The following is a 25,128-nucleotide window of genomic DNA, read 5'->3' on the forward strand; positions in this document are numbered from 1 at the left end:
CGTGGCCCTGTTTCGACACGAAACAGGGCCACGATCCCACCCACAACGACGGGGGTGGTCAGCCGATGAGGTGCTGCAGCGCGAGCTGGTGCAGGCGCACCAGACCGTAGTCGCGCTCGGCGATCGCGTCGACGTCCACGTCCTCGTACGCCGAGGTGTCGGCGAGGAACGCGTCGAACGACTCGCCCTCGGCCAGCGTCGACTCGCCCAGCTCGAAGATGCCGGCGTGCTCGAACGCCTTCTGCACCTCCGGGTCCTCGCGGTAGGCCTTGGCCTTGGCGGCGAGCATGTCGTAGGTGGCCATGTTCGCCTTGGCCGACTCCCACACGCCGTCGAGGTACTCGGTGCGGCTCGGCTTGTAGTCGAAGTGGCGCGGGCCCTCGTAGCGCGGGCCGCCGTTGGGGGCGCCGTTCTCGAGCAGGTCGACCGTGAAGAAGGCGGAGAGCAGGTCGCCGTGACCGAAGACCAGGTCCTGGTCGTACTTCGGGCCGTGCTGGCCGTTGAGGTCGATGTGGAACAGCTTGCCGCAGTACAGCGCGAGCGCGATGCCGTGCGTGTAGTTGAGGCCGGCCATCTGCTCGTGGCCGGTCTCCGGGTTCAGGCCGACGATGTCGCCGTTGTCCAGCGTGTTGATCAGCGCGATCGCGTGGCCGATCGTCGGCAGGAAGATGTCGCCGCGGGGCTCGTTCGGCTTCGGCTCCAGGCCGATGCGCAGGTCGTAACCCTTCTCCTTGATGTAGGCGGCGACGGTGTCGATGCCCTCCGCGTAGCGGGCGTGCGCCGAGATGAGGTCCTTCGAGTTGTCGTACTCGGTGCCCTCGCGGCCGCCCCACATGACGAACGTGGAGGCGCCCATCTCGGCGGCGTTGTCGACGCTGCGCAGCACCTTCTTCAGGCCGTAGCGGCGCACGGCGCGGTTGTTCGAGGTGAACGCGCCGTCCTTGAAGATCGGGTGGCTGAAGGTGTTGGTGGTGACCATCTCGCAGACGAGGCCGGTCTCCTCCGCGGCCTTCTTCACCGCGTCGATGCCGCGCCGGCGCTCGGCCTCGTCGGCGCCGAACGGGAAGACGTCGTTGTCGTGGTACGTGAAGCCCCACGCGCCCAGGTCCGCGAGCTTGCGGATGGACTCCGCCGGGTCCAGGTCGGGGCGCGTCGCGGTGCCGAAGGGGTCGTTGGCCGGCCAGCCGACGGTCCACAGGCCGAACGAGTACTTGATGTCGCTCACGGATCTCTCCTCGTCGAGTTTTGTTGTACGGCTGAACTATTGCGCGTCGCTGGGCTAGAGTCAACACGTGCCAGCCACCTCGACGACGACGCCCGCAGCGGCGCCCCGCGTGCCCGACGGCGGGGCCGCGTCGCGCCAGCACACCCTCCGCGAGCGGAACCTGCGCCTCGTCGCCGCGGCCGTGTTCGAGGCCTCCGCACCACCGTCCCGCGCCGACGTCGCCGCCGCCACCGGCCTGACCCGCGCCACCGTCTCGACCCTGGTCGACCGGCTCGTGGCCGGGGGTCTCGTCGCCGAGCTCCCGCCCGTCGCGGCCCAGAAGGCCGGGCGGCCCGCCGTCCCGCTCGTGCGCGCCGGGCGGTCGGTCGTCGGGCTCGGCCTCGAGGTGAACGTCGACTACCTCGGCGCGCGCGCCCTCGACCTCGTGGGCGACGTCGTCGCCGAGCGCGTCGTCACCGGGTCGCTGCACGACTCCGACCCGCGCGAGGTGCTCGCCCGGCTCCGGGCCCTCGCCGCCGAGGTGATCGCGGAGGTCGAGGGGGGCGTGATGCGGGTCGCCGGGGCGCGGCTCGCGCTGCCCGGGCTCGTGGACGTGCGCGACGGGCGGCTCGAGGTCGCGCCCAACCTCGGCTGGTCGTCGGTCGAGCCCGTGCCGGAGCTCGACCTGCGCACCGGCGACGGCGACCCGCTCGACGTCGAGGTGGCGAACGAGGCCAAGCTCGCCGCCCTCGCCGAGCTGGCCGGCGACGTGCCGCCGTCCTTCCTCTACGTCTCCGGCGACGTCGGCGTCGGCGCGGGCATCGTCGTCGACCGGCACCTGTTCCTGGGGGAGCGGGGCTGGAACGGCGAGATCGGGCACGTCGTCGTCGACCCCGCCGGCCCGCGCTGCACGTGCGGCGCCACCGGCTGCCTCGAGCAGTACGCCGGCAAGGAGGTGCTGCTGCGCGGCTCCGGGCTGCCGTCGTCGGCGCCCGTGCGCGCGATCGTCGACCTGCTGCGCGCCGGCGACGACGCGGCCCTCGACACCGTCCGCCGTGCCGGCCGGGCGCTGGGTGCCGCGCTGGCCACGTTCGTCAACCTCGTCGACGTCTCCACCATCGTGCTCGGCGGCGCCTACGCCGAGCTGTTCGGCTGGGTGGGGCACGTCGTCGGTGGCGTCGTCGAGGAGCGCGCCCTCGCCGCGCCCTTCGCGCCCGTCGACGTCCGCCCCGCCGCCGCCGGACCGCACGCCGCCCTCACCGGCGGCGCGCGCGAGGTGCTGCGGTCGGTGGTCGCGGACCCGGCCCGCTGGGTCTGACCGTCGATCGCCCGTTTCGCAGACGGGGCCGTCGCGGCGGCAGTTCGTGCTCGCCGCGGCAGTTCGAACTGCCGCCGTGAGCGCAAAGTGCCGCCTTGAGCGGCGGACCATCGTCGGCGTCGCGCGAGGCGGGCGCTAGGCTGTGGGTCGCCTTCGTCGTCGAAGGTGCCGGCGCTTGTAGCTCAGTGGATAGAGCAACCCTCTCCTAAAGGGTAGGTCGGAGGTTCGAATCCTCTCAGGCGCACTTTGGTAAATAGATTGCAATAAATGCTGGTCAAGGGCCCGCATCGTCCCGGGCATCGTCCAGGGAGACGGCATAGGCTGACGTCGTGACTCCCCCCGACGTCGAACCCCGCCTGGACTCCGCGAACCCGGCGGAGCAGTTCGCCGCCTACCTCGACTACTACCGCGCGGTGGTGGTGCGGAAGCTGGCAGAGCTGAGCGACGAGCAGCTGCGCTCCAGCCTGCTGCCGTCGGCGTGGACGCCGCTGGAGCTGCTGGCGCACCTGGTGCACATGGAGCGGCGCTGGTTCGTCTGGGGGTTCCTGGGTGAGCAGGTCGAGCAGCCGTGGGGCGACAACGCCGACGGCGCACCGGACAGCCCGTGGCACGTGCCCGACGACGTGGGCCGCGACGAGCTGGTCGCCGACCTGCACGCGGGCGGCGCGCGGACACGCGAGATCCTGGCGAGTCACGACCTCGCCGCGCGGGCCGCCGTCGGCGGGCGTTTCGCGGCAGAGGACGAGTCGCCGACCCTGCTGTGGATCTGCTTCCACGTGCTGCAGGAGTACGCCCGGCACGCGGGGCACCTCGACGTCGTGCGGGAGCTGGTCGACGGCGCGACGGGGGAGTAGTCAGTCCGCCTGGGCATGCGCGATGTGCGCGAGCTGCCGCCATACCAGCACGAGGGTGAGGCCGGCGCCGACGAAGCCGAACCACATGGGGGCGGTGAGCCCCCAGTGCTCGGCGAGGACGCCGCCGACGGCGTTGCCGACGACGATGCCGCCGAACACGCACATCATGTAGACCGACCCGACGCGGCCCTGGAAGCGGGTGGGGGTGGCACGCTGCCGCACCGTGTTGGACACGGTGCCCCACACGAACGAGTAGGCACCGAAGACGAACAGGATCGCCATCGCGGCCCAGCCGGTCGTCGCGAGGGCGAGCGCGAGGTGGAACAGCACCTCGAGCGTCAGGCACACCTTCATCAGCGCGGACAGCGACCACCGCCGCTCGAGCGCGCCGTAGGAGAACGTGCCGATCAGCCCGCCGACGGCGGCGGCCGTGGTGAGCAGGCCGTACCCGACGGGGCCCATGTGCAGGTAGTCCAGCGAGTACTTCACGAGGATGCCCCACGGCGCGGCCCACGTGGCGTTGAAGACGAGGATCACCAGCGCGAGGGTGCGCACGGGCGGGTTGGTCCAGATCCAGCGCAGCCCCTCGGCGATGTCGTGCCGCACCTTGCGGGGTGTCGCCGGGTCGGCGCCCTCGGCCGGCGGGACCGGCGTCAGCACGACCTTGCTCACCAGCAGGACGGCGAGCAGCACGGTCAGCACCTGCACGGCGAACGGCCACGCGGCCCCGGCGGCGAACAGGGCGGCGCCGAGCGGCGGGCCCACGAACTGGTTCGCGGTGAGGAACCCGGCCTGCAGCCGCGAGTTGCCGATGCCGAGGTCGGCGGGGCGCACCAGCATGGGCAGCAGGGTCTGGGAGGTGGTGTCGGCGAACACCTCGGCCACACCCATGAGCAGCATCGCGGCCAGGACGACGCCGATGTTCACGTGCCCGGTCACGATCACCACGCACAGGGCGGCCACGACGACGGCGCGCAGCAGGTTGGCCACGATGACGAGGCGGCGCCGGTCGAGGCGGTCGGCGAGCACGCCGGCCCACAGGCCGAACACCAGCCACGGCAGCCGCTGCAGCATCGCGGCGAGCGCGACGAGCATGGCGGAGCTCGTCTGCGACGCCACCAGGAGGGGGCCCGCGGCGAGGGCGACGCCGTCGCCGATGTTGCTCACCCAGGACGCCGACATCAGCCACCGGAACCCGGTGCCCATCCGCGCGGGAGCCACCGCCTCGACCACTCGTCTCACGGGCGTCCAGCCTAGGTGCGCGGGGCGGGCGGTCCTCCTCTGATAATCCTCAGACGGCTTGCAAGGTTCGCCCCCATGCCTTATTGACGTCGTCCCTGCTGGGCGGCACACTCTCGGTGACGGCGCGCATCGCCCGCCCCCTGCGCGGTGCGCGCTGTCCCTTGCCGGGCCGCGCCCGGCCCGACGCCCCTTCGGACCCCCCGCCGAGGGGGCGTCAACACGTCCACTCCGTCGGCGGGCCCTCGCGGGCCCCGGAAGCGCGTGCTCCGGCGGTCCTCGGCGCGCCGACACCGGCGCGGGGGCAGCCCGTTCTACCGTGCTGGCGTGAGAGCCGCCCGACGATCCACCGCCACGACCGCGGTCGACCCCTCTGCCGGGGCACCCGCCGCGCCGGACCCGTCCCCCCGGACGGGCGCGGACGGCGGCCCCGGGGCGGGAGCCGACACCACCGACGACACCCCCGCGCGCGACGCCGGCGCCCGCAAGGACCCGAGACCGGCGGCGATGCCCGGCGCCGACGGCCGGCGGGAGAGCGCGTCGTCCGCGGCGGCCGCGTCCGTCGAGGCCGCGACGCGCCGCTGGCGCGCGTCCCTGGTGGACATGGTGGGCGGCTCGTCCCTGTCCGACGTCGGCCTGCTCGGCGAGGCGATCGTCGACCTCTCGAAGGCGCACCCGAACGGGGTGGCCGGCCTCTTCGCCGGCCGCCCGACCCGCCTGTCCAACCTGGTCCGGGAGGGCGAGGCGCTCCCGGCCGCTCGGCGTCGCGCGCGGGCGGTGGCGGCCCGCGCCGCGGAGCACGCGTCCCGGTACGGCGTCGCGCCCACGTACCTCGCGATCGGCGTCGCGACCTGGACGGAGCACGACGACGGACCGGAGGTCCCGTTCGGGGGCGGCGGACCGCAGCGGCACGACGTCGCGGCGCTGGCGCGGGTGGCGTCGTCGCGCACGACGGCGGCCGCCGGTGCGGACGGCGACCCGGCCGACGCCGCCGAGGGCGACACCCCGGAGCCGGACGCGGAGGCCGCGACCGACCAGGGCGGCGCGACCGCGGGCACGGACGGCCCGGCGGCACCGGAGGACCAGGACGCCGAGGGTCCCGCGCTGACGACGTCGATCCCCGTCGTGTCCATGGCCGCCCGCGAGCCGGCCGCCGCGCCGCGCGCGACGCCGTCGGACCCGGACGCCGCGGCGCCCGCCGGCCGCGTGGTGCACGCGCCCGTGGTGCTGCGACCGGTCACGCTCACCCCGCGGGGGGACGGCGGCGCCGACTACGACCTCACGCTGGAGCCGACGGTCGAGATCAACCCCGTGGTGGCGCGGACGCTGCGCGCGCACGGGGCGCTGCTCGACCCGGCGGCGCTCGCCAAGGCGACGTTCACGCTCGCCGGCTTCGACCCGACCGACGTCCTGGCGCGTGTGGCGGCGCTGGGCGAGGCCGTGCTGGACGACTTCCAGCTCGACCGCCGCGTGCTCGTCGGCACGTTCGTGCACCCGGGCCAGGCGCTCGTCGACGACCTCGACCAGCTCGCGCCGTCGCTGCACCGGCACGAGGTGGTCGCCGCGCTCGCCGGGGTGGACGACGCGGCCCAGCGGCTGTCCGCGCTGGAGCTCCCCGCCCCGCGCCGGGGCGACGCGGACCCGACGCGCGAGCGCGGCGTGGGCGACCTCGACCCGCAGCAGCGCTCCGTGCTGGACGCGCTCGCCACGGGCGGGCACCTGTTCGTCGACGCGCCCGTCGGGTCGGACGTGGCGGGCACGCTCGCCGCCGTCGTCGGCGAGGCGACCGCCGCCGGCCGCTCCGTGCTCTACGTGACGGGGCACCGCCGCGCCGCTGACCGGCTGGCGCTGCGCCTCGAGTCCCTCGGCCTGGAGAGCCTGCTGCTCGACGTGCCGCCGCACCCGACGTGGCGCGAGGACGTGACCCGCCGGCTCCTGTCCGCGATGGCGAGCGAGCCCGAGCAGGTGGACGTCGACGGCGCGGCGCGCGTGCGCGACGCGCTCATCGGCACCCGGTCCCAGCTCACCGGCTACATCGAGGCGCTGCACCAGCCCCGCTCGCCGTGGCAGGTGTCCGCGTACGACGCGCTGCAGGCGCTCGCGCGCCTCACCGCCGAGCGGCCCGCGCCGTCGACCACCGTGCGGCTGGCCTCGGAGTCGGTGCTCGCGCTGACGCCGGAGCGGCGCCGCGAGATCGCCGCGGGCCTGGAGCGGGCCGCCGCGCTGGGCGCGTTCACGCTGCGCCCGTCCTCCACCCCCTGGTACGGGGCGCACCTGCTCACCGACGACGACGCACGGCAGGCGCTGGTGCGGGTGGAGCGACTGCGCGACGTCACGCTGCCCCAGCTGCGCCGCCAGCTCGCGTACACCGGCGAGGTCACGGGGCTGACGACGCCGACGACGGTACGCGGCTGGGGCGAGCAGCTCCAGATGCTCGGCGGCATGCGCAGCACGCTCGACCTGTTCCACCCGATGGTCTTCGAGCGGACGGCGGCCGACCTGGTGCAGGCGACGGCGTCGCGGCGCTGGCGCGCCGAGCACGGCATCGAGATGGGCTGGTTCGCGCGCCGCCGGCTGCGCAAGCGGGCCAAGGACATGGTCCGCCCGGGCGTGCGGGTGCCGAACCTGCACGAGGCGCTGGTGCAGGTGCAGGAGCAGCGCGACGTCTGGGCCGAGCACGCGCAGCGCGGCGGCTGGCCGACGCTCCCCGAGGGCCTCGCCTCCATCGAGGACACCTACGAGGCGGTGCGCATCGACCTCGAGGCGCTCGAGCCGGTGCTGGCGCCGACCACCCTGGGCGGCCACCTCCTGGACCTCGACCTGGACGGCCTCGCGGAGCGGCTGCAGCGGCTGGCCGGCGACGCGGACGCGCTCGCCGTGCTGCCCGAGCGCACCAGCCTGCTGCGCGCGGCGCGCACCGCGGGCGTGGGCGACCTCGTGGACGACCTCACCGACCGGCGGGTGCCCGGCGACCTCGTGGCCGCGGAGCTCGAGCTCGCCTGGTGGTCGTCCGTGTTCGAGCAGCTGCTCGCCGCCGACCCGGTGCTCGCCGGGCAGGACGGCGTCGGGCTCGACGCGCTCGCCCGCCGCTTCCGGGACCTCGACCGCGAGCACCTCGCCGCGCTGTCCCAGCCGGTGCGGGTTGCCGCGCGGGCGCACCTCGGGTCGGCGATGCGGGAGGACCGCGACTCCGCGGAGGCGCTGTTCACCGAGCTCATCGAGGGCCGCATGACGACGCTGCGCGACCTCGCGGAGCGGCACGGCGACATCCTGCGCCGCCTCCGCCCGGCGCTGGTCGCGACGCCCACCCTGGTGCCGCACCTGCTGCCCGAGCACCGCACGGCCGACGTCGTGATCCTCGACGCCGTGCAGCACGTGCCCACGGAGGTCGTGGTGCCCGCGATCGCGCGCGGGCGGCAGGTCGTCGTGGTGGGGGACCCGCGGTCGGCGTCCGGCTCCAGCGTGCACGAGCTGTCCGCGCTGCTGCCCTCCGTGACTCTCCAGCCGCACGAGCACAGCCGCGACCCGGAGCTCACCCGCCTGCTCGCCGCGCACGGGTACGAGGGGCTGCTGCGGCCGGCGCCCCTGCCGCGCGCCGAGCCGCTGGTGCACCTCGACGTCGTGGAGGGCACCGGGATGCCGGACCCGGTCTCGGGCACCGTCGAGAGCACGCAGGCCGAGGTCGACCGTGTCGTCGAGGTGTCGATCGAGCACGCCCTGACCCGCCCGGAGGAGACGTTCGCGATCGTCACGGTGACGGCCGCGCACGCCGACCGGGTGCGCGAGGCGCTGCTCGCCGAGGTGCGGGCCAACCCCGCGCTGGCGCCGTTCTTCTCGGGCTCGCGGCCCGAGCCGGTCGTCGTCGCGGACATCACCGGCGTGGCGGGGCTGTCACGCGACACGGTGCTGCTGTCCGTCGGCTTCGGTCGGACGCCGCACGGCCGCGTGCTGCACCGCTTCGGCGTGCTCGGCGAGGCCGGCGGAGAAGCCATGCTGGTGGGCGCGCTGGGCGCCACCTGCAAGCGGCTGCACGTCGTGTCCTGCTTCACGGCCGACGCGCTCGACCCCGAGCGTCTGCGCAGCGCCGGCCCGCGCCTGCTCGTCGAGACGCTCGAGCTGGCGGAGCGTCGCTCCGGCGTGGCCGACCAGGTGCGGCTCGGCAACGGCGTCGACGTCGGCCGCGCGCCCGACCGCCTGCTCGTCGACCTCGGCGAGCGGCTGTGGAAGCTCGGCTACCTCGTCGAGACCGACTACGGCGCCGCCGACGGCGACCGCATCCCGCTGGTCGTGGGGCACCCGGACCTGCCGGGCGAGCTGCTCGTCGCCGTGCTGACCGACGACGCCGCGTACGTCGCGGAGCCGTCCGTGCGCGTGCGCGACCGGCAGCTCGCGGAGCGGTTGGAGCGGCTGGGCTGGGTCGTCACCCAGGTCTGGTCCGCCGCCGCGTTCCTCGACCCCGACGGCGAGGCCGACCGCGTGCGCCGGCTCGTGCAGCGCGTGCGCGACGAGCGGATCGGCACCGCCGGCGGCGTGGTCCCCCCGCGGGAGGTCGTCGTGCCCGTGCTGCCGGACGAGGACGAGCCGCCCGTCGACCTCGGCGGCACGCCCGACGTCGTCGAGGTCGGTGCCGAGGACCTGGCTGCGGCGGCGGTGCGGAACGACGATCTCGAGACCGCCCCGATGGACGCCGCGACCGTCCTGGAAGGCGATGCCGCCCCGGCGGACGGCGCGGCGGTTCAGGACGGCGCCGCGGTGGACGCCGACGACGTGACTGCCGACCCTGCCGAGGACGTCGCTGACGACCCGGCCGTCGAGAAGGCCGCCGACGCCGCGCCCGCGGACGAGGCGGATGCCGAGACCCCCGCCGGGGACGAGGGTGAGGGACGCCCCGAGGCCTGACAGGACCCGCGCACGATGCCCGACAATGGTCGGGTGATCGACTCCACCGAACCGGCCGGCCCGGCGTCCGGCGACCCCGCGGGGGACGCGGCCCCGCGCAAGCGGGTGCGGCGCCGCGTGGTCCGGCAGGGCACCGAGCGGGAGACGGTGCTGGGCGAGACGGCGGACGACCGCGGCGGTCACGACGACAACGACGACCGCCTGCTGCGCGACGTCCCGCCGCACTGGGGCCGGCGCTGACGCCGCCGGCCGGCCCGAGGACCTCGTCCGGACGGGCTCGGCCGACGGCGCCGCGGACGCGGGAGCGGGTTGCCGCTGCCGCAGGGTGACGACCGCGGCGTCGGGACCGCGGGTCAGTACTGCGAGCGGCCGGACTGCGCGGCGAGCAGGTCGCGGATCTCCTGCAGCAGGACGGTGTCCTGCGCCAGCGGCTCCGGCTCCTCCTCCTGGCCGCGGGCGCGACGCTCGGCGAGCTTGTTCAGCGGCATGACGATGGCGAAGTACAGCGCCGCCGCGATGATGAGGAAGTTGAGGACGGCGTCCAGGAAGCCACCGACCGACAGCACCGAAGGACCGATGCCGTCGTGCGGGCCCCGCAGCGTGATGTCCCAGAGGTTCGTCAGGTCGGGCTTGCCGAAGATCGCGCCGATGATCGGGTTGAGGATGTTGTCGACCATCGCCGTCACGACCGCGGTGAACGCGCCGCCGATGATGATGCCGACGGCGAGATCGACGACGCTCCCGCGCATGATGAATTCCTTGAAGCCCGCGAAAATGCTCTTCACGTGAGTCCCCCTGTGGTGTGGCTCGCCCTGGACGAGCCGGGCCTGCGTTGACGGTCGCCGATTCTCGCGGGCGACGCGGCGGGCTGCAACGGCTGGCGCCGTACTCCTGCGGTCGGGTCACCGGACGAGCACCGCGCCGACGGTGCCCCACCCGGACGCGGCGGACAGCCCGGGCGCCTCGTCCTCGGACACCGCCACGAGGGTGACGTCGGCGTCCTGGGACGTGCCGGTCGCCCCGGACAGCAGGCCGCCGCCGGCCGGTTCGGCGGCCTCCGGACGTGGCAGCACCAGCGCCCGCCGCGCGAGGTAGGCGTCGTCCCGGTCGTCGTCGCGCCTACCCGCGCCGCCCTCGCTGCCGGTGGCGGCGGCCCGCGCGGCCTCGCCCGTCAGGACCAGGTCCACGCGGTCGCCGGGCCGCAGCCACCCGGCCGCGGTGTCCTCCAGGAGGACGGGCACCACCACGGTCCCCCGAGGGGCGAGCGAGACCACGCCGCCGCCCGGCAGCAGCCCGGGGTGGAGGGGGAGCCCGGCGGGCAGCGCGGTCACCGGCGTGCGCCCGACGAGCTCGGCGGGATCCGTGGCGACGCCGTCGGGGGCGAGGGCCGTGGCCACCGCGACGGTGGTGAGGTCGTCGGCAGCCACCGGCTCGCCAGCGGCCAGCGCGTGCGCGGGGACGACGACGTCCACCGTCGGCGGCGGGGCGGGCCGCACGGCCTGCACGACGGCGGCGGCCGCGAGGCCGCAGCACGCGGCGGCGAGGACGAAGCGCGCCCGCCAGAGGAACGACCGCAGCCGTCGCGTGACCCGGCGCCGTCCGGCCGGACGGCCGGGCTCGGGCGGCCGCGAGGGCCCGGCCGGTGAACTCGGGGCGCGGCGGGCGGCGGGGCGGGGGAACGTGTCGGGCAGCGGCATGCGGGCGACGCTAGGTCGCCCCGGCTCCGTGCGTCGCCGTGGTGCGCCGGCCTGTGGACGGCGCGGTCCTGGGGGCAGCGTCCACGCCCGGAACCACCGCGCCTGCGTCGTCGGCGTCGTCGGCGGGGTGCCGCCAGGGGATCAGGAGGCGGCGGCCTTGGAGGCGCTCGACGACCCGGAGGACGAGGAGCTCGAGGAGCCCGACGAGCCGGTCGACGACGAGCCGCTCGACGACCCCGTGCCGGACGAGCTGCTGGACGAGCTCGACGAGCCGCTCGACGACGAGGAGCTGGCGGAGGAGCCCTTGCCGGACCCGGAGCGGGAGTCGGTGCGGTAGAAGCCCGAGCCCTTGAACGTCACGCCGACGGAGCCGTACTGCTTGCGCAGCGTGCCGCCGCACTCGGGGCAGACGGTCAGCGAGTCGTCGGTGAACGCCTGGTGGACGTCGAAGGCGTGGCCGCAGTCGGCACACCGGTACGCATAGGTGGGCACGTGATCTCCTCGGGGCGGACGCCGGCACCCCGCCGCGACGGGCGTGATGCTGGCACTCAGGTGATGCGAGTGCCAATCATACGCCGGACGGTAGTCTCGCCTGCGTGTCAGCGACCGTCACCCCTGCAGAACCCGGAAACCCGTCCGAGCCCGACCCCTCCCAGGACGTGACGGAGACCGACGAGGCACCCCGCCGGCGCTCGCGGCTCCGCAGCGCCGTCGTCGGCGTCGCCGTCGTCGTGGTGCTGGCCCTGGTGGCCGGCACGGTCTTCGCCGTCGTCACGCTGCGCCGGCCGCTGCCGGACCACAAGGGCTCGCAGCAGGTGCCGGGCCTGAGCGCCGCCGTCGAGGTGCGTCGTGATGCCCAGGACGTGCCGCAGGTCTACGCGGACACCCCCGAGGACCTGTTCCGCGCCCAGGGGTACCTGCAGGCGCAGGACCGCTTCTTCGAGATGGACTACCGCCGTCACGTGACGTCCGGGCGTCTCGCCGAGCTGGTCGGCGACGTCCCCGCGGCGATCGAGGCGGACAAGGTCACCCGCACGTTCGGGTGGCGACAGGTGGCCGAGGAGGAGTGGCACCTCATCTCGGACGAGTCGCGCGACTACCTGCAGGCCTACGCGCAGGGCGTCAACGCCTACCTCGAGAGCCGCGACCCGGAGGAGCTCGGCGTCGAGTACACGGTGCTGGGCGCGCGGGTGGACGTCGCCGAGCCGGAGCCGTGGGACCCGGTGGACTCGCTCGCGTGGCTCAAGGCGATGGCCTGGGACCTGCGCGGCAACTACGACAGCGAGCTCGACCGGGCCCTGGCGTACAGCACCCTCGGCGAGACGGACCTGGTCGACGAGCTCTTCCCCGCGTACGACGAGAGCGGCAACCGGCCGGTGCTGCACACCCGCGACCTGGACAACGACCGTGCGGCCCGGACGTCGGGCGACGAGGCGTCGTCGGACGGCACGGGCACCGACGGTGCGACCGACGCCGAGCTGACGTCGGCCCTCGTGGGCCGCGCGTCGGGCGGCGACGAGGCCGTCTCCGCGCTGGGCGCCGCGATGGAGTCGACGCGCAGCGCGCTGGACGCGGTGCCGGTGCTGGTGGGCCGCGGCGACGCGGCGGGTTCCAACTCGTGGGTCGTGTCGGGGGAGCACACCGAGTCGGGCGAGCCGATGCTCGCGAACGACCCGCACCTCGCGCTGTCCGCGCCGGGGATCTGGGCCCAGGTGGGCCTCCACTGCAACGAGGTCTCGGCCGAGTGCCCGTTCGACGTCGCGGGCTTCTCCTTCGCGGGCTTCCCCGGCGTCGTCATCGGGCACAACGGCGACCTCGCCTGGGGCCTGACCAACATGGGCGCGGACGTGACCGACTTCTTCATCGAGCGGGTGCGCGGCGACACGTGGCTGAAGGACGCCGGCGCGGAGCAGTGGGAGCAGCTCGACACGCGCCAGGAGACCATCCGGGTCGCGGGCGGCACCCCCGTCGACCTCACGGTCCGCAGCACCGAGCACGGGCCGATCATCTCGGACGTGCTCGACGTCGGAGACGTCGTGGGCTCGCCCACCTCGGAGGGCACGGAGTTCGGCGAGTACGCCGTCGCGCTGCAGTGGACGGCCCTGCAGCCGGGCCGCACCGCCGACGCCGTCTTCGCGTTCGACACCGCGAAGGACGCCGACGACGTGCGCGCCGCGGCCGAGCTGTTCGAGGTGCCGGCGCAGAGCATCGTGTTCGCCACGACGGACGGGCACATCGGGTACCAGGCGCCCGGTCGGATCCCCGTGCGCTCGACGGTGAAGGGCCCCGTGCCGTCCGACGGCACCTGGCCGCGCCCGGGCTGGGACCCGCGCTACGACTGGCAGGGCTGGGTGGACGCCGACGACATGCCGCGAGCGCTCGACCCGGAGGAGGGCTTCATCGTGGCGGCCAACCAGGCCGTGCTGCGCGACGGGTCCAGCCCGTACCTCGCGGACGACTGGGACTACGGGTACCGCTCGGAGCGCATCCGCACCCTGCTCTCGCAGCAGATCGCGTCCGGCCGGCCGTTCACGGCCGAGGACATGAACCGCATCCAGAACGACGACTGGTCGGCGTTCGCGGAGGCCCTCGTGCCCACGCTGCTCGACATCGACCTCGACGACTCCTACGTCGCGGCCGGGCAGGAGCTGCTCGCGGACTGGGACTACCGGATGGACGCGGACTCGCCGGCGGCCGCCTACTTCGCCGCCGTGTGGCGCAACCTCCTGCAGGAGGCGTTCTGGGACGACCTGCCGCCGAGCATGCGCCCCGACGGCGGGTCGCAGTGGCTCCTGGTCGTGAAGTCGATGCTCGACCGGTCCGAGGACGCGTTCTGGGACGACCGCACGACGGCGAACGTCGTCGAGTCGCGCGACGAGATCCTCACGCGGGCCCTGACCAGCGCGCGCCGCGACCTCACGGTCGAGCTCTCGAAGGAGCCGGCCGACTGGGACTGGGGCACGCTGCACACGCTGCAGCTCGAGCACCCGGTGATCGGGGGCGAGGAGGTGCCCGGGCTGGTGCGCGACCTCGTCAACCCCGGCCCGGTGCGGATGCCCGGGGGCTCGTCCATCGTCAACGCGACGGGGTGGGACGCCGGCACCGGCAGCTTCGCCGTGACGACCGGTCCGTCCATGCGGATGGTGGTCGACCTGGCGGACCTGGACGCGTCGACGTGGGTGACCGTCACCGGCGTGTCCGGCCACCCGGCGTCGTCGCACTACGACGACCAGCTCGACGACTGGGCCGCGGGGAAGACGTTCGCATGGCCGTTCACCCGCGAGGCGGTCGAGGAGGCGGCGGAGACGCGCGCCACGCTCGTGCCCTGACCGGCTGAGCGGCTGACGAGCACCCGACGAGCCCCGGACGTCCCGACGTCAGGGGCTCGTCGACGTCTCGGCTCAGAAATCGTCCGCGAAGGCCTCGCCGTAGGCGTCGGCCCACGCGAGCTGCTGCGCCAGGTCGCCCGCGTCGACGACCTGGTCCGACCCGGCGGTGGGAGGGGTCGTGGAGTCCTCGAGCAGCGCGATGCCGGTGACGGCGGTGGCGGTCGCCGCCACGAACGCGGCCCCGAGCGCCAGGGCCGTGCGGCCCGGGCCGCGCAACCAGCGGCGGACGACGCCGTGCGGCCCGGCCGGGTCGTCGGCCCGCGCCGGCGACGGGGCGTCGACCGCGCCGTCGTTCCCGGTGGCGGCGAGGAGGGCGTCGAGCTGGCGGGGTGTCAGCCGCTCGAACGCCTCGACGACGGCGGGCGACAGGCTCCGGCCGGCCCGGCGGTCGGCCTCCCGGAACCGGTCGAGCGCCTCCTGGTCGGCGCGGTCGAGGCGGGGTGCGGTGGTCATGGTGTGGTCTCCGAGGTCTCGTCGAGGTGGGGTATCAGCGGCCCGGCGCGCGGGTGACGACCTGCTGGAGCACCCAGCCGTTGCCGTCCGGGTCGGCGAACGACGCGTAGGTGGCGTAGCTGTCGGCGGCCGGGTGGGGGCCGGGCACGCGGTGGGCGTCCCCGGCCCAGTGGAAGACGCCGTCGGCGTCGTGCCAGAGCTCGCTCACGTCCGCCCCACGGTCGCGGAGCTCCTGGCGGGCCCCGGCGATGTCCGTGGTGACGAGGTGCAGCCCCTGCAGCGAGCCGGGGGCGGCGTCGGTGAGGTGCTCGCCGAAGATGACGGACGCCCCGGATCCCGGGGGAGTGACCTGGACGACGCGCAGGCCACGCTCGCTGCGGAAGTCGGCGTCGAGGCGGAAGCCGAGCGCGGTGTAGAAGTCCTTCGCGCGGTCCACGTCGGAGACGGGAAGGACGACGATCTCGAGGGCGAGCTCCATGGTGTTCCTCCGTGTTCTCGGCGACCGGCGTCACCGGTCTGACTGGTGACGACCTTGCTCCAATCGCCGTCACCTGTCAAAGTGGTGATGGTCACGCGGCCCGGCCTTGCGCAGGCGGGCGTCACCTGTCAGGGTGGTGACGTGTTTCATGCCTTTCCCTGTGGAACCCTCGCGCTCGACTTCGTAGGAACGCTCCGCGCGCGCCGCAACGACGAGCCCACCGAGAAGCTGGCGTCCGCTGCGGACCTCGACGCGTGGTTCGTGGAGTCGGGACTGCTGTCCGCCGCCCCGTCCTCCGGCGCGGCCGACGTCGAGCGCGCCGTCGAGCTGCGGGAGGCGGTCTACGCGCTGGTCTGGGCGCGGTTGCACGACAGGCCCCTGCCCGCTGGGGCGGTCGGGACGGTCAACCGCTACGCCGCGGACGCCCCGCTTGTTCCGGTGCTGACCGACGCGGGGTGGTCACGGGTAGGTGGCGCCGGGCAGGTGCTCTCCCAGATCGCGCGCGAGGCCGTCGAGATCGTCGGCGGGGACAGCGCTGCGCTGCTGCGCGAGTGCGGGCGGCCGGAGTGCACGCAGGTCTACCTCGACCATTCCCGAGGTCGGCGCCGCGAGTGGTGCTCGATGGCCACCTGCGGCAGCCGGATGAAGGCGGCGGCCTACCGCGCGCGGCAGCGCGCGGGCGCGGACGCCTGACCCGTCAAGTCCTGTCAGGGAGCTCCCGCCAGCCGTCGGGGGTGACGACGGCGTGCACGGGCACGTCGTGCTCCTCGGCGGGCAGCGGGTGGGTGGCGGAGTCGTAGAGCTCCTCGGGGAAGACGAGCGCGACGACGGGCACGCCCGGGCGGCGGATCTTCAGCAGGCGGTCGTACCAGCCGCCGCCCTGGCCGAGGCGGACGCCGCGGTCGTCGACGGCGAGGGCGGGGGCCACGACGACGTCGGCCTCGGTGATGGCCTCGGCGCCGAGGGCGGGCCCGCTCGGCTCGGGCGGGCGGCCCGGGGCGCGCTCGAGCAGGTCGTCGGGCCCGGCGTACTCGGCCCAGTCGCGGGCCAGGCCCGCGCCGAGCACGGGCAGCAGCACCCGAGTGCCCCGCGCGGCGAGCTGCTCCAGCAGGACGTGCGTGCCGGGCTCGGTGGGCCGCGAGACGTAGGTCGCGACGACCTTCGCGTCGCGCACGGCGGGCACCGTGGCGAGCACCTCGGCGAAGGCGTGCGCGGCCTCGTCCCGCAGGCGCGGGGAGCGCTCGGCGCGGTGCGCGCGGATGGCCCGGCGGAGCTGCTCCTTGGCGTCCGCGGCCTCCATCCCGGCGACGACGGGGTACGGCTGGTGTGCTCTCGATCCGTTGCGGTCGCCGTGCATGGGGCCATTGTGGCAGGGTCCCGTCCGGGGAGTTCCCGGCGCGCGCCGGAGACGCCGAGAACGGCTCCGGCCCGCGGGCAGGGGCGTCGGGACGGAACGAGGTGGCATGACGCACAAGCTCGCGCGCGGATGGGCCGTGTCCCGGCCGTGGCCGGTGACGCTGCGCGAGGACGGCCCCTCGGGCACGGTCGTGCTGCGCCCGCTGCGCCGCAAGGACGGCCCGGAGTGGCTGCGCCTGCGGTCGGCGAACGCGAGCTGGCTGGAGCCGTGGGAGGCGACCTCGCCGGGGGAGCGGCCCGCCGCGTCGACGTTCGGCGACTACCTGCGGGCGCTGTCCGCGCAGGCCCGCGCGGGCACCACGCTGCCGTTCGCCGTCGAGCTCGACGGTGCCCTGGTGGGGCAGCTCACCGTGTCCCAGATCGTCTACGGCTCGCTGTGCTCCGCGAGCATCGGGTACTGGGTGTCGCGCGACGTCGCGGGCCGCGGCGTCATCCCCACGTCGGTCGCGATGGCCGGCGACTACTGCCTGGCCGTGCTCGGCCTGCACCGGATCGAGATCAACATCCGCCCGGAGAACGGCCCGAGCCTGCGGGTGGTGCAGAAGCTCGGGTTCCGCGACGAGGGCGTGCGCGAGCGCTACCTGCACATCCAGGGTCACTGGCGCGACCACCGCACCTTCGCGCTCACCACCGAGGACGTGCCGGAGGGGCTCCTGGCCCGCTGGCAGCAGGTGCGCGACGGCGACTGACCCGCGTGTCGCGCGGTCCGACCACGGACACGCCGCGACGGCGTGCGTCCGCGGCGTCGCCACGTCCCCTACCGTCGTGACGTGGAAACGTCGGCGGCAGGACTCGCGGTGCTCGCGCTGTTCGTCCTGTGGCTGGGCTTCTGGGTGCCGCACCGGCTGCGGCACCGTCAGCAGCTGCTGGACGCGCGGGTGGACGACAGGTTCTCCGGCGGGCTCCGGGTGCTGGCGGTGGCGGGCGCGGGCGGCACGCGCGGGGTGACGACCCCGACCGGCGGTGCGACCCCGCTGCTGGTGCCCGGCACGTCGTCGGAGGGCGGACGAGGGGAGCGACCGATGGGTCTGGACGACGACGGGGGCGCGACGCGTGCCCTGACCGCCCCGCGCGCCACGGGGCAGGGCGACCGGCCCCGCGAGTCCCGCCTCGCCCTGCTCGAGCAGCGCGCCGCGAGGGCGCGCCGCCGGCTCCTGCTGACCGTCCTCCTCCTGCTCCTCACGATCGGCGGCTGGGTCGTCGTCGGGCTCGGCCTGGTCGGCTGGTACGCCGGTGCCGCGCCCACCGCGCTCCTGCTCGTCGTGCTGGTGCTGGGCCGGGTCGCGGTGCTGCAGGCCCGCCGCGCGGACGCCCGCTGGGTCGCGGAGCGCAAGGCGGCGCAGCGGCAGGCCACCGAGGCGCGCGCTCTCGCCAACGGCGGACCGCACGCGCCGCGCAACCGTCCCCGGGTGACCGGCCACGCGGTGCGCCCCTCGACGACGCACACCCAGCTCATCCCGCGCGTGGCGGCGCCCGCCGACCAGTCGGCGCGCACCTCTCCGCGCGCGACGCGGCGCACGGAGCCCCGCGCCCGCGTGACGGTCCCGGTGGACGACGCCGGCGGCGAGGAGAGCGCGGAGCCCGAGCCGGCCACGCCTCGCCGCCCCGCCTCGTCGCCGGAGCGCCTGGTCTTCGACGTCCGCGCGGACGAGCCGGCGGCGACGCGGGAGCCCGTCGTGGTCGTGGACCCGGGCGAGGACGGCGTTCCCGCCGGGCCGCCGCCGGTCGGGAGCGAGCCGTGGGAGCCGGTGCCCGTGCCTCTGCCCACGTACGTGACGAAGCCGGCCGCCCCCCGGCGGGAGCCGCGCGCCGTCCCGGCGCCCGACGCCGGCCGTGAGGTCGTCCGTGCTGCCGGCCGTACGCCGGCGGTCGACGCGGCGCGCGGCGCGGCCCTGGCGGCGACGATGCGTGCGACGCTCGGCCCGACCGCCACGCCGGCCGGTGCCCCCGCGGCCGAGCGGGCGCCCGGCACGCTGGACGTGCCGTCGTCGACCCCGGACCGGTCGGTGGACCTGGCCGCCGCCGACGAGCCGCGACCGCGCACCGAGACCCTCGGCCTGCCGCTGGACGAGATCCTCGCCCGCCGTCGCGCGGCGGGCTGAGCCGATTTGGCGACCTGCCGTGACGGGGTGCTAATGTTGGCACCGCTCTCGGGGCTATGGCGCAGTTGGTAGCGCGTCTCGTTCGCAATGAGAAGGTCGGGGGTTCGAATCCCCCTAGCTCCACCGAAGGCCGAAGGCCGCCGCACCTGGTGCGGCGGCCTTCGTCGTTCCCGGACCCTTCCGGGCCCCTCCCGGGTCAGGCCGTGCGCCGCGACAGGAGCGCCGCGACGAGGAAGCAGACCGCCCCGGTGAGCGTCCCCGCCTGGTCCCACCACGCGCTGAGGTAGGTGCCCGTGGCGGGCTCCACGTACGCCCCGACGGCGGAGGCTGCGAACGCCACCGAGCCGACGGCGTTGAGCCAGGTGCCGTGCCAGGTCCGCGCGTCCAGGTCCCACAGGTGCCCGCGGTCGCGGGTCGCGACGATCGCGCACGCCGAGGAGACGAGGAACGCGACCGAGCCGTACGCGTCGGGCTTCCATCCCGCCCCGAGCCGGTCCGGGTCGGCGACGGACGCGGCCAGGGCGGCGACCGTGCTCACGTTGAAGCACACCGTGCCGACGAGCTGGACCGCGGCGGCGCACCAGTCCCACCGGTCGGCGGGGTGCGTGCCCGCGCGGGGCGGGCGGCGGCCGCTGAGGCTCAGCTGGACGAACGCCGCCGCGGTGAAGAACACGGACCCGACGACGAACGTGACGCCCGTCCCGACCGCACCCACGGCGTCGGCGTACGGGGGGAGGGCCCCGACGAGGAAGCACAGCGACCCGACGGCGAAGCCCCACGCCTCGCGGCGCAGGCGGCGGCGCGAGGTGCTGACGGCGTCGCGGCCCGTCTCGGACACCTCTGCAGCGTAGGAACCGGCGCCGGACGACCTCAACAGGCGGCCCTCTTTTCACCCAGCGGCAGCTCTCACCAGCTGCGGCGCACCGTCGCCTTGCCGCCGGTGACGAGGCTGCGCGGCGGCACGTCGTCGGCGACGACGGACCCGGCGGCGATCACGGAGTCCCGGCCGATGGTGACGCCCGGCAGGACGGTGGCTCCCGCGCCGATCCACACGTTCTCCTCGACGTCGATCGGGCCGCCGGTGAGCCACACCTTGCGGTCGTCGGTGTCGACCGGATGGCCCACGGTGATGAACGTGACCCGCGGCGCCACCATGACGCGCTCGGCCAGCCGGATGCCGGCGTAGTCGAGGAACGTGCAGTTCTGGTTGACGAACACCCGCTCGGCGAGGTCGAGATGCAGCCCGTGGTCCGTGTAGAAGGGCGGGTAGATCGTCGTTCTCGGCGGGAGCGGGCGGCCGAGGAGCTGCTCGAACAGCGCGGCCTTTCCGGCGTCGTCGTCGAACGGCAGCACGTTGAGGCGGGACGTGAGCTCGGTGGCACGCAGCACCCGCTCGGACATGGCCCGGAACTCGGGGCCGTGGATGCGCATCAGGAGGTCGCTCGGCATGGTCCGATCGTGCCTGCCGGGTGCGACGCCCGGCTCACGATGCCCGGGGCAGGACCTCCTCCCAGGGGAGCCGCGTGGTGACGGGCTCAGGCGCGGGCAGCGGTGCCGGGGTGGTGCCACGCGCCGCGGGTCGCGGCACTTCGCCGATCCGCACGACGGCTGTGCGGTCGTCGACACGGACGGCCGCGAACGCGCCCTGCGTCGGGACCGCCGGCGGCAGCGGGATCGCGTGGAGCCCGGCCGGAAGGGTGGTGTCGAGGAGCGCGAGCACGTGCGGCACCGGGTCTGGCGGAACGGGCACGGCCCAGAGCGCCGTGGCCGTGACGTGGGCGGTGGCGGAGAGCGTGACGCGCAGCTCGTCGGTCTCGACGTCGTGCTCGACGCCGGAGGCCCGGCCGCCGAAGTGCTCCTCGACCTGGGCGGTGAGCAGCGGCGCGAGACCGCCCAGCCCGCTGCGGAGCCGGACCTCGGGATGGCGACGGAGCATCTCGGCCGCCAGGCGCTCGCGCTGGGCGGGCGGCACCTGGCCGCCGAAGAGAACGAGGTCGAGGTCGCGGGCGTCGTAATCGTCGAGTACCCGGTCGAACTGGTTCGTGGCGTTCGCCGCGATGCCGCGCGCCCGCAGCATCGCGACCGTCTCGGTGAGGGCTCGCGCGCTGCGGCCCACCACGAGGACCCGCGTCGTCCTGTCGGTCATCATCCTGCTCCTTTGTTGGCCTAGCCAAGGTTGGTCGTACCAACATACACGAAACGTGGGTCGCGCCAACATCCCGCTAGGCTCGGGACATGCGCGAGCCCCTCCCTCCCCGCCGCACCCCCGATCGGCAGAAGGCCCGGCCGACCTGGCTGCTGGGGCGTGCCGCGGCGCGGTCGTCGGCGCTGCTCGCTGCCGCGTTCGCCGACCACGGCGACGGCCTGCGCGGCTACCACTACCGCCTCCTGGCGGCGCTCGAGCAATGGGGGCCGGAGAGTCAGGCCGACCTCGGGAGGGACACCGGCATCGACCGGAGCGACGTGACCGGCGCCCTCCGGGAGCTCGAGGATCGGGGTCTGGTGGAGCGGGAGGAGGACTCGGGGAACCGGCGCCGCAAGATCGTGTCGGTCACGCCGGCCGGCGTCGCAGCGCTGCGGAGGCTCGACGGCGTTCTCGACGATGTGCAGAAGGCGCTCCTGGAGCCTCTCTCTGCCGCCCAGCGGCGTCAGTTCACCGAGATCATGGCCCTGCTCGGTGACTCCTGACCCGCGGCGGGGCGCATGGTCGGGCCGCACGTCGGCGTGTGCAGGTGACGAGGTCGTGGAAGCCGTCGACCGGCGGTCCGCCGATGCGCAAAGATGAGGGGCGTGCCCCTCCGGAACGTCCGATTCGTCCTGCCCGTCGTCCTGACCGGTGCACTCGCCCTCGCCGGCTGCACGGCCTCGCCGCCCGGCGAGGCGGCGAGCCCGTCGACGGGCGCGCCGGCGGTCGCGGTGCGTGACCTGTCCGCGCACACGGTGCTCCTCGACGCCGCCGACCCGGTCGAGCTCGCCCTGACGACGAGCCAGGCCGTGTTCGCGCGCTCGGAGGTCGTGGTCGTCGCGGACGCGGACGACGCGGGGGCGCGGGAGGCGCTGTCCGCCACGGCGGTCGCGGTGCACGCGCCGGCTCTGCTGGCGGACGGGACCACCGGGACGGGCGTCGTCGAGGAGCTGGGCCGCCTCGGCGCGCGCGCCGTCGTCGTGGTCACGGGTGACGAGCGGGCCGCGGGCGACGACGCCGCCGCGGGCGCCCCCGGAGAGAGCGCCGAGGACGACCCGGGCGCGGCGGCGCGCCAGGCAGCGGACGCCGCGGGCGTCCAGGCGATCACCATCAGCCCCGACGTCGTCGCCGGGGCGGACGGCGCCGACGCCGGCGCGGGGCCCACGCTCGAGGACGACGACCTGGACGACCTCGTCGACCAGCTCGACTCCCTGCTCGGCGGCGCGGACGCGTCCCCGTCGGCCTCCGGCGGTGGCGAGGGGGCGCCGCGCCTGCTGCGTGAGGTGCTCGCGCTGGTCGACCCGCAGGAGGGTCAGGAGGCCGCGATCGCGTCGCTGCGCGCGGCGGGCGCCGTGACGACCGAGGTCCCCGGCGGTGACATCGCCTCGCGGCACGTCGTCGAGACCGTCGACCGGGCGCAGGCGCTCACCGTCGTCGGGGTGGGGCGGTCGTTCGGCGACGCCGGCACCTTCGCCTGGCGCGTCGCGGCCGCGGAGCGCGCGGCGCTGCTGCCCACCGGGTCGCAGCACCTGCTGCCGGCGCGGTACGTCGCCGTCGACGCGTCCGTCTGGGACGACCCCGCCGTGGCCGTCGCGCGGGCGCAGGCCGCGGCCGCCGCGTACGCGCCGACGGGCGACGTCGCCCCCGACGGTGACGGCGACGAGGCCGGGGACGAGGCCGCGGACGCCCCCGTCGTCCCGACGCTGGTGCTGCCGGTCAGCACCACCGCGAGCGGGCCGGGGGACGACGGCGACTGGGTGACGCAGGAGGACGTGGACGCGCTGCGGCCGCTGGTGGAGGCGGCGCAGGACGCCGGGGTGTACGTGCTGCTGGACGTCGGCGCGGGCCCGGGCGCCGTCGTCGAGCAGGTGCGCGCGGCCGAGCCGCTGCTGCGCGCACCCGGTGTGGGCGTCGCGCTGCACCCCGAGTCGCGGGTGGGGGACGGGGTCACGACCGCCTCCCACGAGATGTCCGCCGCCGAGGTGGGCGAGGTGACCGACTACCTGGCCGACCTGGTGTCGCGCGAGGGGCTGCCGCCGGCCCTGCTGGTCGTGCACCAGACGCGGCCCGAGTCGGTGCCCGACCGGTCGCTGCTGCGCTCGGTGCCGCAGGTGGAGACGCTGGTCCTCGCGGACCTGACCGGCGGCGCCACGACCGGCGAGTGGGTGTGGAACCAGGTGAGCACCGGCCTGCCCGACGGCGTGCACGCCGGGTGGTCGGGGCCGGCCGGCGGGGCCGGGGCGCTCGTGCCGACCGATCCGGAGCCGGTGCTGATCGCCACGTCCTGAGCGGGGGCCTGAGCGCGGGCGGCGGCTCCCGGGAGCGTCGTTGACACGGGTTCGACCAATTCGGCAGGATCGCTAACGTAACGTTTCGATCGACGGGTCGGCGCCGACCCGTCGACCTGCGCCCCTGGAGACCCGATCACCGTGCTGCCCCTCATCCCCTGGCCCACCGCCGTCGACGAGCAGGACGCCGCGCCGCTCGCCCTGGTCGCCGCCCGCCTCGTCGTGCCGGACGACGCTCTCGCGGCCATCGCGGCCGAGCAGCTGGAGGCGGCGGGCGTCCGCGTCGTCGACGACGCGGCGGGCACGGCGAACGCCACGCCGGTCGTGCTGCGGCTCGACGACGCCGCGGGCCCCGAGGGCTCGGACAACCCCGAGCGGTACACGCTGCGGGTCACGACGACGGGGGTCGAGGCGACGGCGCCCGAGCTCGTCGGCCTGCTGCACGCCGTGCGCACGCTGCGCCAGCTCGTCCCCGCGGGGGATGTGGGCGAGCGCCGCGAGGTGCCCGCCGTCGTCGTGCACGACGCGCCCCGGTACCGCTGGCGCGGGCTGTCGTTCGACGTCGTGCGGCACTGGTTCGCCCCGGAGGACATCCGTGCCGTCGTCGACCTGGTCGGCGCGTTCAAGCTGCGGGTGCTGCACCTGCACCTCACCGACGACCAGGGCTGGCGGATCGAGACGCCGTCGCGCCCCGAGCTGGAGAAGGCGTCCGACAGCCAGGTGGGCGGAGGCACGGCCGGCTTCCTCACGGTGGACGACTTCCGTGAGCTGCAGGAGTACGCGGCCGCGCGGTTCGTGACGATCGTGCCCGAGTTCGACATGCCGGGGCACATCAACGCAGCCACGCAGGTGTACGGGTCGCTGACGAAGGACGGCCTGGCCACGGAGCCGTACGAGGGCATCGAGGTCGGCTTCTCGCGCCTCTGGTTCGACAACCCGGCCACCGAGCCGTTCCTGCGCGACGTCATCGGCGACATCGCGGCCATGACCCACGGCGAGTGGGTGCACGTCGGCGGCGACGAGGTGCTCACGATGGAGGTCGAGGAGTTCGCGAAGTTCGTCGAGCTCGCCGGCCGCATCGTGCGCGAGCACGGCAAGACGCCCATCTTCTGGCAGGAGGGCGCCCGCGGCCCCGTGGAGCCCGGCACGCTGCTGCAGTACTGGGAGCCCAAGGGCGAGGAGTTCGCGCGCTTCGTCGCGGCGGCGCAGGCGGGCGCGCGGTTCATCATGTCGCCCGGCAACCACGCCTACCTCGACATGAAGTACACGCCCGAGCACGAGCTCGGCCTGCACTGGGCCGGCTACGTCGAGCTGCGCGACTCCTACGACTGGGAGCCGACCGCGGTCATCGACGGCCTGCCCGCCGACGCCGTCGAGGGCGTCGAGGCCGCCGTCTGGACCGAGACGATCACCACCCGCGACGAGCTGTTCTCCATGCTGCTCCCGCGACTCGGCGCCGTCGCCGAGGTGGCCTGGTCCGCTCCCGAGCGCAAGGACTGGGACGCCTTCCGCGCCCGCACCGCCGCGCAGGCCCCCGCCTGGCGCGCCGGCGGGTGGGCCTTCCACGAGACGCCGCAGGTCGACTGGCCCACCGCCTGAGCAGGGC

At 75.1% G+C, this 25,128-nt stretch carries 22 protein-coding genes, 2 tRNA genes and 1 pseudogene; 14 read left to right on the top strand and 11 right to left on the bottom strand.

Annotated features, from left to right (window positions below):
• Nucleotides 1-58: 58 nt before the first annotated feature.
• Nucleotides 59-1,225, bottom strand: coding sequence for a xylose isomerase (xylA, locus tag ACQP60_RS12375; RefSeq protein WP_429732850.1), 1,167 nt, complete (start codon nucleotides 1,223-1,225; stop codon nucleotides 59-61).
• 67 nt (nucleotides 1,226-1,292) lie between these two features.
• On the opposite strand from xylA, the gene ACQP60_RS12380 reads away from it, so the two are divergent.
• The 3 genes from ACQP60_RS12380 to ACQP60_RS12390 all read left to right on the top strand — a co-directional run bounded on the left by ACQP60_RS12380 (nucleotide 1,293) and on the right by ACQP60_RS12390 (nucleotide 3,376).
• A complete protein-coding gene (locus ACQP60_RS12380) occupies nucleotides 1,293-2,522 on the top strand; it encodes an ROK family protein (protein WP_429732853.1) in 1,230 nt (409 codons plus the stop codon).
• A gap of 171 nt (nucleotides 2,523-2,693) precedes the next feature.
• Nucleotides 2,694-2,766: transfer RNA gene (locus ACQP60_RS12385), tRNA-Arg, on the top strand.
• 85 nt (nucleotides 2,767-2,851) lie between these two features.
• Complete coding sequence (locus ACQP60_RS12390) at nucleotides 2,852-3,376, top strand: DinB family protein (protein ID WP_429732855.1); 525 nt, start codon at nucleotides 2,852-2,854, stop codon at nucleotides 3,374-3,376.
• On the opposite strand, the gene ACQP60_RS12395 is transcribed toward ACQP60_RS12390, so the two are convergent.
• A complete protein-coding gene (locus ACQP60_RS12395; RefSeq protein ID WP_429732858.1) occupies nucleotides 3,377-4,618 on the bottom strand; it encodes an MFS transporter in 1,242 nt (413 codons plus the stop codon).
• Between the two features lie 324 nt (nucleotides 4,619-4,942).
• Here ACQP60_RS12395 and ACQP60_RS12400 point away from each other — a divergent pair, with 324 nt between their 5' ends.
• Nucleotides 4,943-9,514: a hypothetical protein gene (locus tag ACQP60_RS12400; protein ID WP_429732861.1), complete on the top strand. Its 4,572-nt coding sequence runs from the start codon at nucleotides 4,943-4,945 to the stop codon at nucleotides 9,512-9,514.
• A 33-nt stretch (nucleotides 9,515-9,547) separates the two neighbouring features.
• Nucleotides 9,548-9,754: a hypothetical protein gene (locus ACQP60_RS12405; protein WP_429732864.1), complete on the top strand. Its 207-nt coding sequence runs from the start codon at nucleotides 9,548-9,550 to the stop codon at nucleotides 9,752-9,754.
• A 113-nt stretch (nucleotides 9,755-9,867) separates the two neighbouring features.
• Here the strand turns inward: ACQP60_RS12405 and mscL are convergent, their stop codons facing one another.
• Together mscL and ACQP60_RS12415 are read right to left on the bottom strand one after the other, a co-directional pair.
• Complete coding sequence (gene mscL / locus ACQP60_RS12410) at nucleotides 9,868-10,299, bottom strand: large conductance mechanosensitive channel protein MscL (RefSeq protein WP_429732867.1); 432 nt, start codon at nucleotides 10,297-10,299, stop codon at nucleotides 9,868-9,870.
• A 117-nt stretch (nucleotides 10,300-10,416) separates the two neighbouring features.
• On the bottom strand, nucleotides 10,417-11,211 hold the full coding sequence (locus tag ACQP60_RS12415; protein ID WP_429732869.1) for an SAF domain-containing protein: 795 nt from the start codon (nucleotides 11,209-11,211) through the stop codon (nucleotides 10,417-10,419).
• Nucleotides 11,212-11,368: 157 nt separating this feature from the next.
• On the opposite strand from ACQP60_RS12415, the gene ACQP60_RS12420 reads away from it, so the two are divergent.
• Nucleotides 11,369-11,548 carry a hypothetical protein gene (locus ACQP60_RS12420; RefSeq protein WP_429733642.1) on the top strand — a complete coding sequence of 60 codons (180 nt, stop codon included), beginning with the start codon at nucleotides 11,369-11,371 and terminating at the stop codon, nucleotides 11,546-11,548.
• A 14-nt stretch (nucleotides 11,549-11,562) separates the two neighbouring features.
• Here the strand turns inward: ACQP60_RS12420 and ACQP60_RS12425 are convergent.
• A pseudogene (locus ACQP60_RS12425) lies at nucleotides 11,563-11,703 on the bottom strand (FmdB family zinc ribbon protein); the annotation flags it as partial.
• Nucleotides 11,704-11,807: 104 nt separating this feature from the next.
• Between ACQP60_RS12425 and ACQP60_RS12430 the strand changes: the two are divergent.
• Complete coding sequence (locus ACQP60_RS12430; RefSeq protein ID WP_429732872.1) at nucleotides 11,808-14,540, top strand: penicillin acylase family protein; 2,733 nt, start codon at nucleotides 11,808-11,810, stop codon at nucleotides 14,538-14,540.
• A 72-nt stretch (nucleotides 14,541-14,612) separates the two neighbouring features.
• Here the strand turns inward: ACQP60_RS12430 and ACQP60_RS12435 are convergent, their stop codons facing one another.
• Nucleotides 14,613-15,053, bottom strand: coding sequence for a hypothetical protein (locus tag ACQP60_RS12435; protein ID WP_429732875.1), 441 nt, complete (start codon nucleotides 15,051-15,053; stop codon nucleotides 14,613-14,615).
• Between the two features lie 34 nt (nucleotides 15,054-15,087).
• Nucleotides 15,088-15,531 carry a VOC family protein gene (locus ACQP60_RS12440; protein WP_429732878.1) on the bottom strand — a complete coding sequence of 148 codons (444 nt, stop codon included), beginning with the start codon at nucleotides 15,529-15,531 and terminating at the stop codon, nucleotides 15,088-15,090.
• Between the two features lie 141 nt (nucleotides 15,532-15,672).
• Between ACQP60_RS12440 and ACQP60_RS12445 the strand changes: the two genes are divergently transcribed.
• Nucleotides 15,673-16,224, top strand: coding sequence for a CGNR zinc finger domain-containing protein (locus ACQP60_RS12445; protein WP_429732881.1), 552 nt, complete (start codon nucleotides 15,673-15,675; stop codon nucleotides 16,222-16,224).
• 4 nt (nucleotides 16,225-16,228) lie between these two features.
• On the opposite strand, the gene ACQP60_RS12450 is transcribed toward ACQP60_RS12445, so the two are convergent.
• On the bottom strand, nucleotides 16,229-16,888 hold the full coding sequence (locus tag ACQP60_RS12450; RefSeq protein WP_429732884.1) for a 5-formyltetrahydrofolate cyclo-ligase: 660 nt from the start codon (nucleotides 16,886-16,888) through the stop codon (nucleotides 16,229-16,231).
• Nucleotides 16,889-16,994: 106 nt separating this feature from the next.
• Between ACQP60_RS12450 and ACQP60_RS12455 the strand changes: the two genes are divergently transcribed.
• The 3 genes from ACQP60_RS12455 to ACQP60_RS12465 all read left to right on the top strand — a co-directional run bounded on the left by ACQP60_RS12455 (nucleotide 16,995) and on the right by ACQP60_RS12465 (nucleotide 19,172).
• Nucleotides 16,995-17,636 (top strand): GNAT family N-acetyltransferase, encoded by a 642-nt coding sequence (locus tag ACQP60_RS12455; protein ID WP_429732887.1) that lies wholly within the window; start codon nucleotides 16,995-16,997, stop codon nucleotides 17,634-17,636.
• 81 nt (nucleotides 17,637-17,717) lie between these two features.
• Nucleotides 17,718-19,049, top strand: coding sequence for a hypothetical protein (locus tag ACQP60_RS12460; RefSeq protein WP_429732890.1), 1,332 nt, complete (start codon nucleotides 17,718-17,720; stop codon nucleotides 19,047-19,049).
• A 50-nt stretch (nucleotides 19,050-19,099) separates the two neighbouring features.
• A tRNA-Ala gene (locus ACQP60_RS12465) sits at nucleotides 19,100-19,172 on the top strand.
• A gap of 73 nt (nucleotides 19,173-19,245) precedes the next feature.
• On the opposite strand, the gene ACQP60_RS12470 is transcribed toward ACQP60_RS12465, so the two are convergent.
• The 3 genes from ACQP60_RS12470 to ACQP60_RS12480 form a co-directional block, all read right to left on the bottom strand.
• Entirely contained in the window at nucleotides 19,246-19,887 is a 642-nt protein-coding gene (locus ACQP60_RS12470; protein ID WP_429732893.1) for a hypothetical protein, read from the bottom strand.
• A 68-nt stretch (nucleotides 19,888-19,955) separates the two neighbouring features.
• On the bottom strand, nucleotides 19,956-20,498 hold the full coding sequence (locus ACQP60_RS12475; protein WP_429732896.1) for a sugar O-acetyltransferase: 543 nt from the start codon (nucleotides 20,496-20,498) through the stop codon (nucleotides 19,956-19,958).
• A gap of 34 nt (nucleotides 20,499-20,532) precedes the next feature.
• Nucleotides 20,533-21,195 carry a hypothetical protein gene (locus tag ACQP60_RS12480; RefSeq protein ID WP_429732899.1) on the bottom strand — a complete coding sequence of 221 codons (663 nt, stop codon included), beginning with the start codon at nucleotides 21,193-21,195 and terminating at the stop codon, nucleotides 20,533-20,535.
• A gap of 89 nt (nucleotides 21,196-21,284) precedes the next feature.
• Between ACQP60_RS12480 and ACQP60_RS12485 the strand changes: the two genes are divergently transcribed.
• The 3 genes from ACQP60_RS12485 to ACQP60_RS12495 all read left to right on the top strand — a co-directional run bounded on the left by ACQP60_RS12485 (nucleotide 21,285) and on the right by ACQP60_RS12495 (nucleotide 25,121).
• The gene (locus ACQP60_RS12485; protein ID WP_429732901.1) at nucleotides 21,285-21,737 is read left to right on the top strand and encodes a MarR family winged helix-turn-helix transcriptional regulator; all 453 of its coding nucleotides are present in this window, start codon (nucleotides 21,285-21,287) and stop codon (nucleotides 21,735-21,737) included.
• Between the two features lie 102 nt (nucleotides 21,738-21,839).
• Nucleotides 21,840-23,522 (top strand): hypothetical protein, encoded by a 1,683-nt coding sequence (locus ACQP60_RS12490; RefSeq protein ID WP_429732904.1) that lies wholly within the window; start codon nucleotides 21,840-21,842, stop codon nucleotides 23,520-23,522.
• 141 nt (nucleotides 23,523-23,663) lie between these two features.
• Nucleotides 23,664-25,121, top strand: a complete 1,458-nt coding sequence (locus tag ACQP60_RS12495; protein ID WP_429732907.1) for a family 20 glycosylhydrolase — start codon at nucleotides 23,664-23,666, stop codon at nucleotides 25,119-25,121.
• Nucleotides 25,122-25,128 lie beyond the last annotated feature (7 nt).

It is taken from the genome of Isoptericola variabilis (assembly GCF_050311655.1).
Lineage (GTDB): Bacteria > Actinomycetota > Actinomycetes > Actinomycetales > Cellulomonadaceae > Isoptericola > Isoptericola variabilis.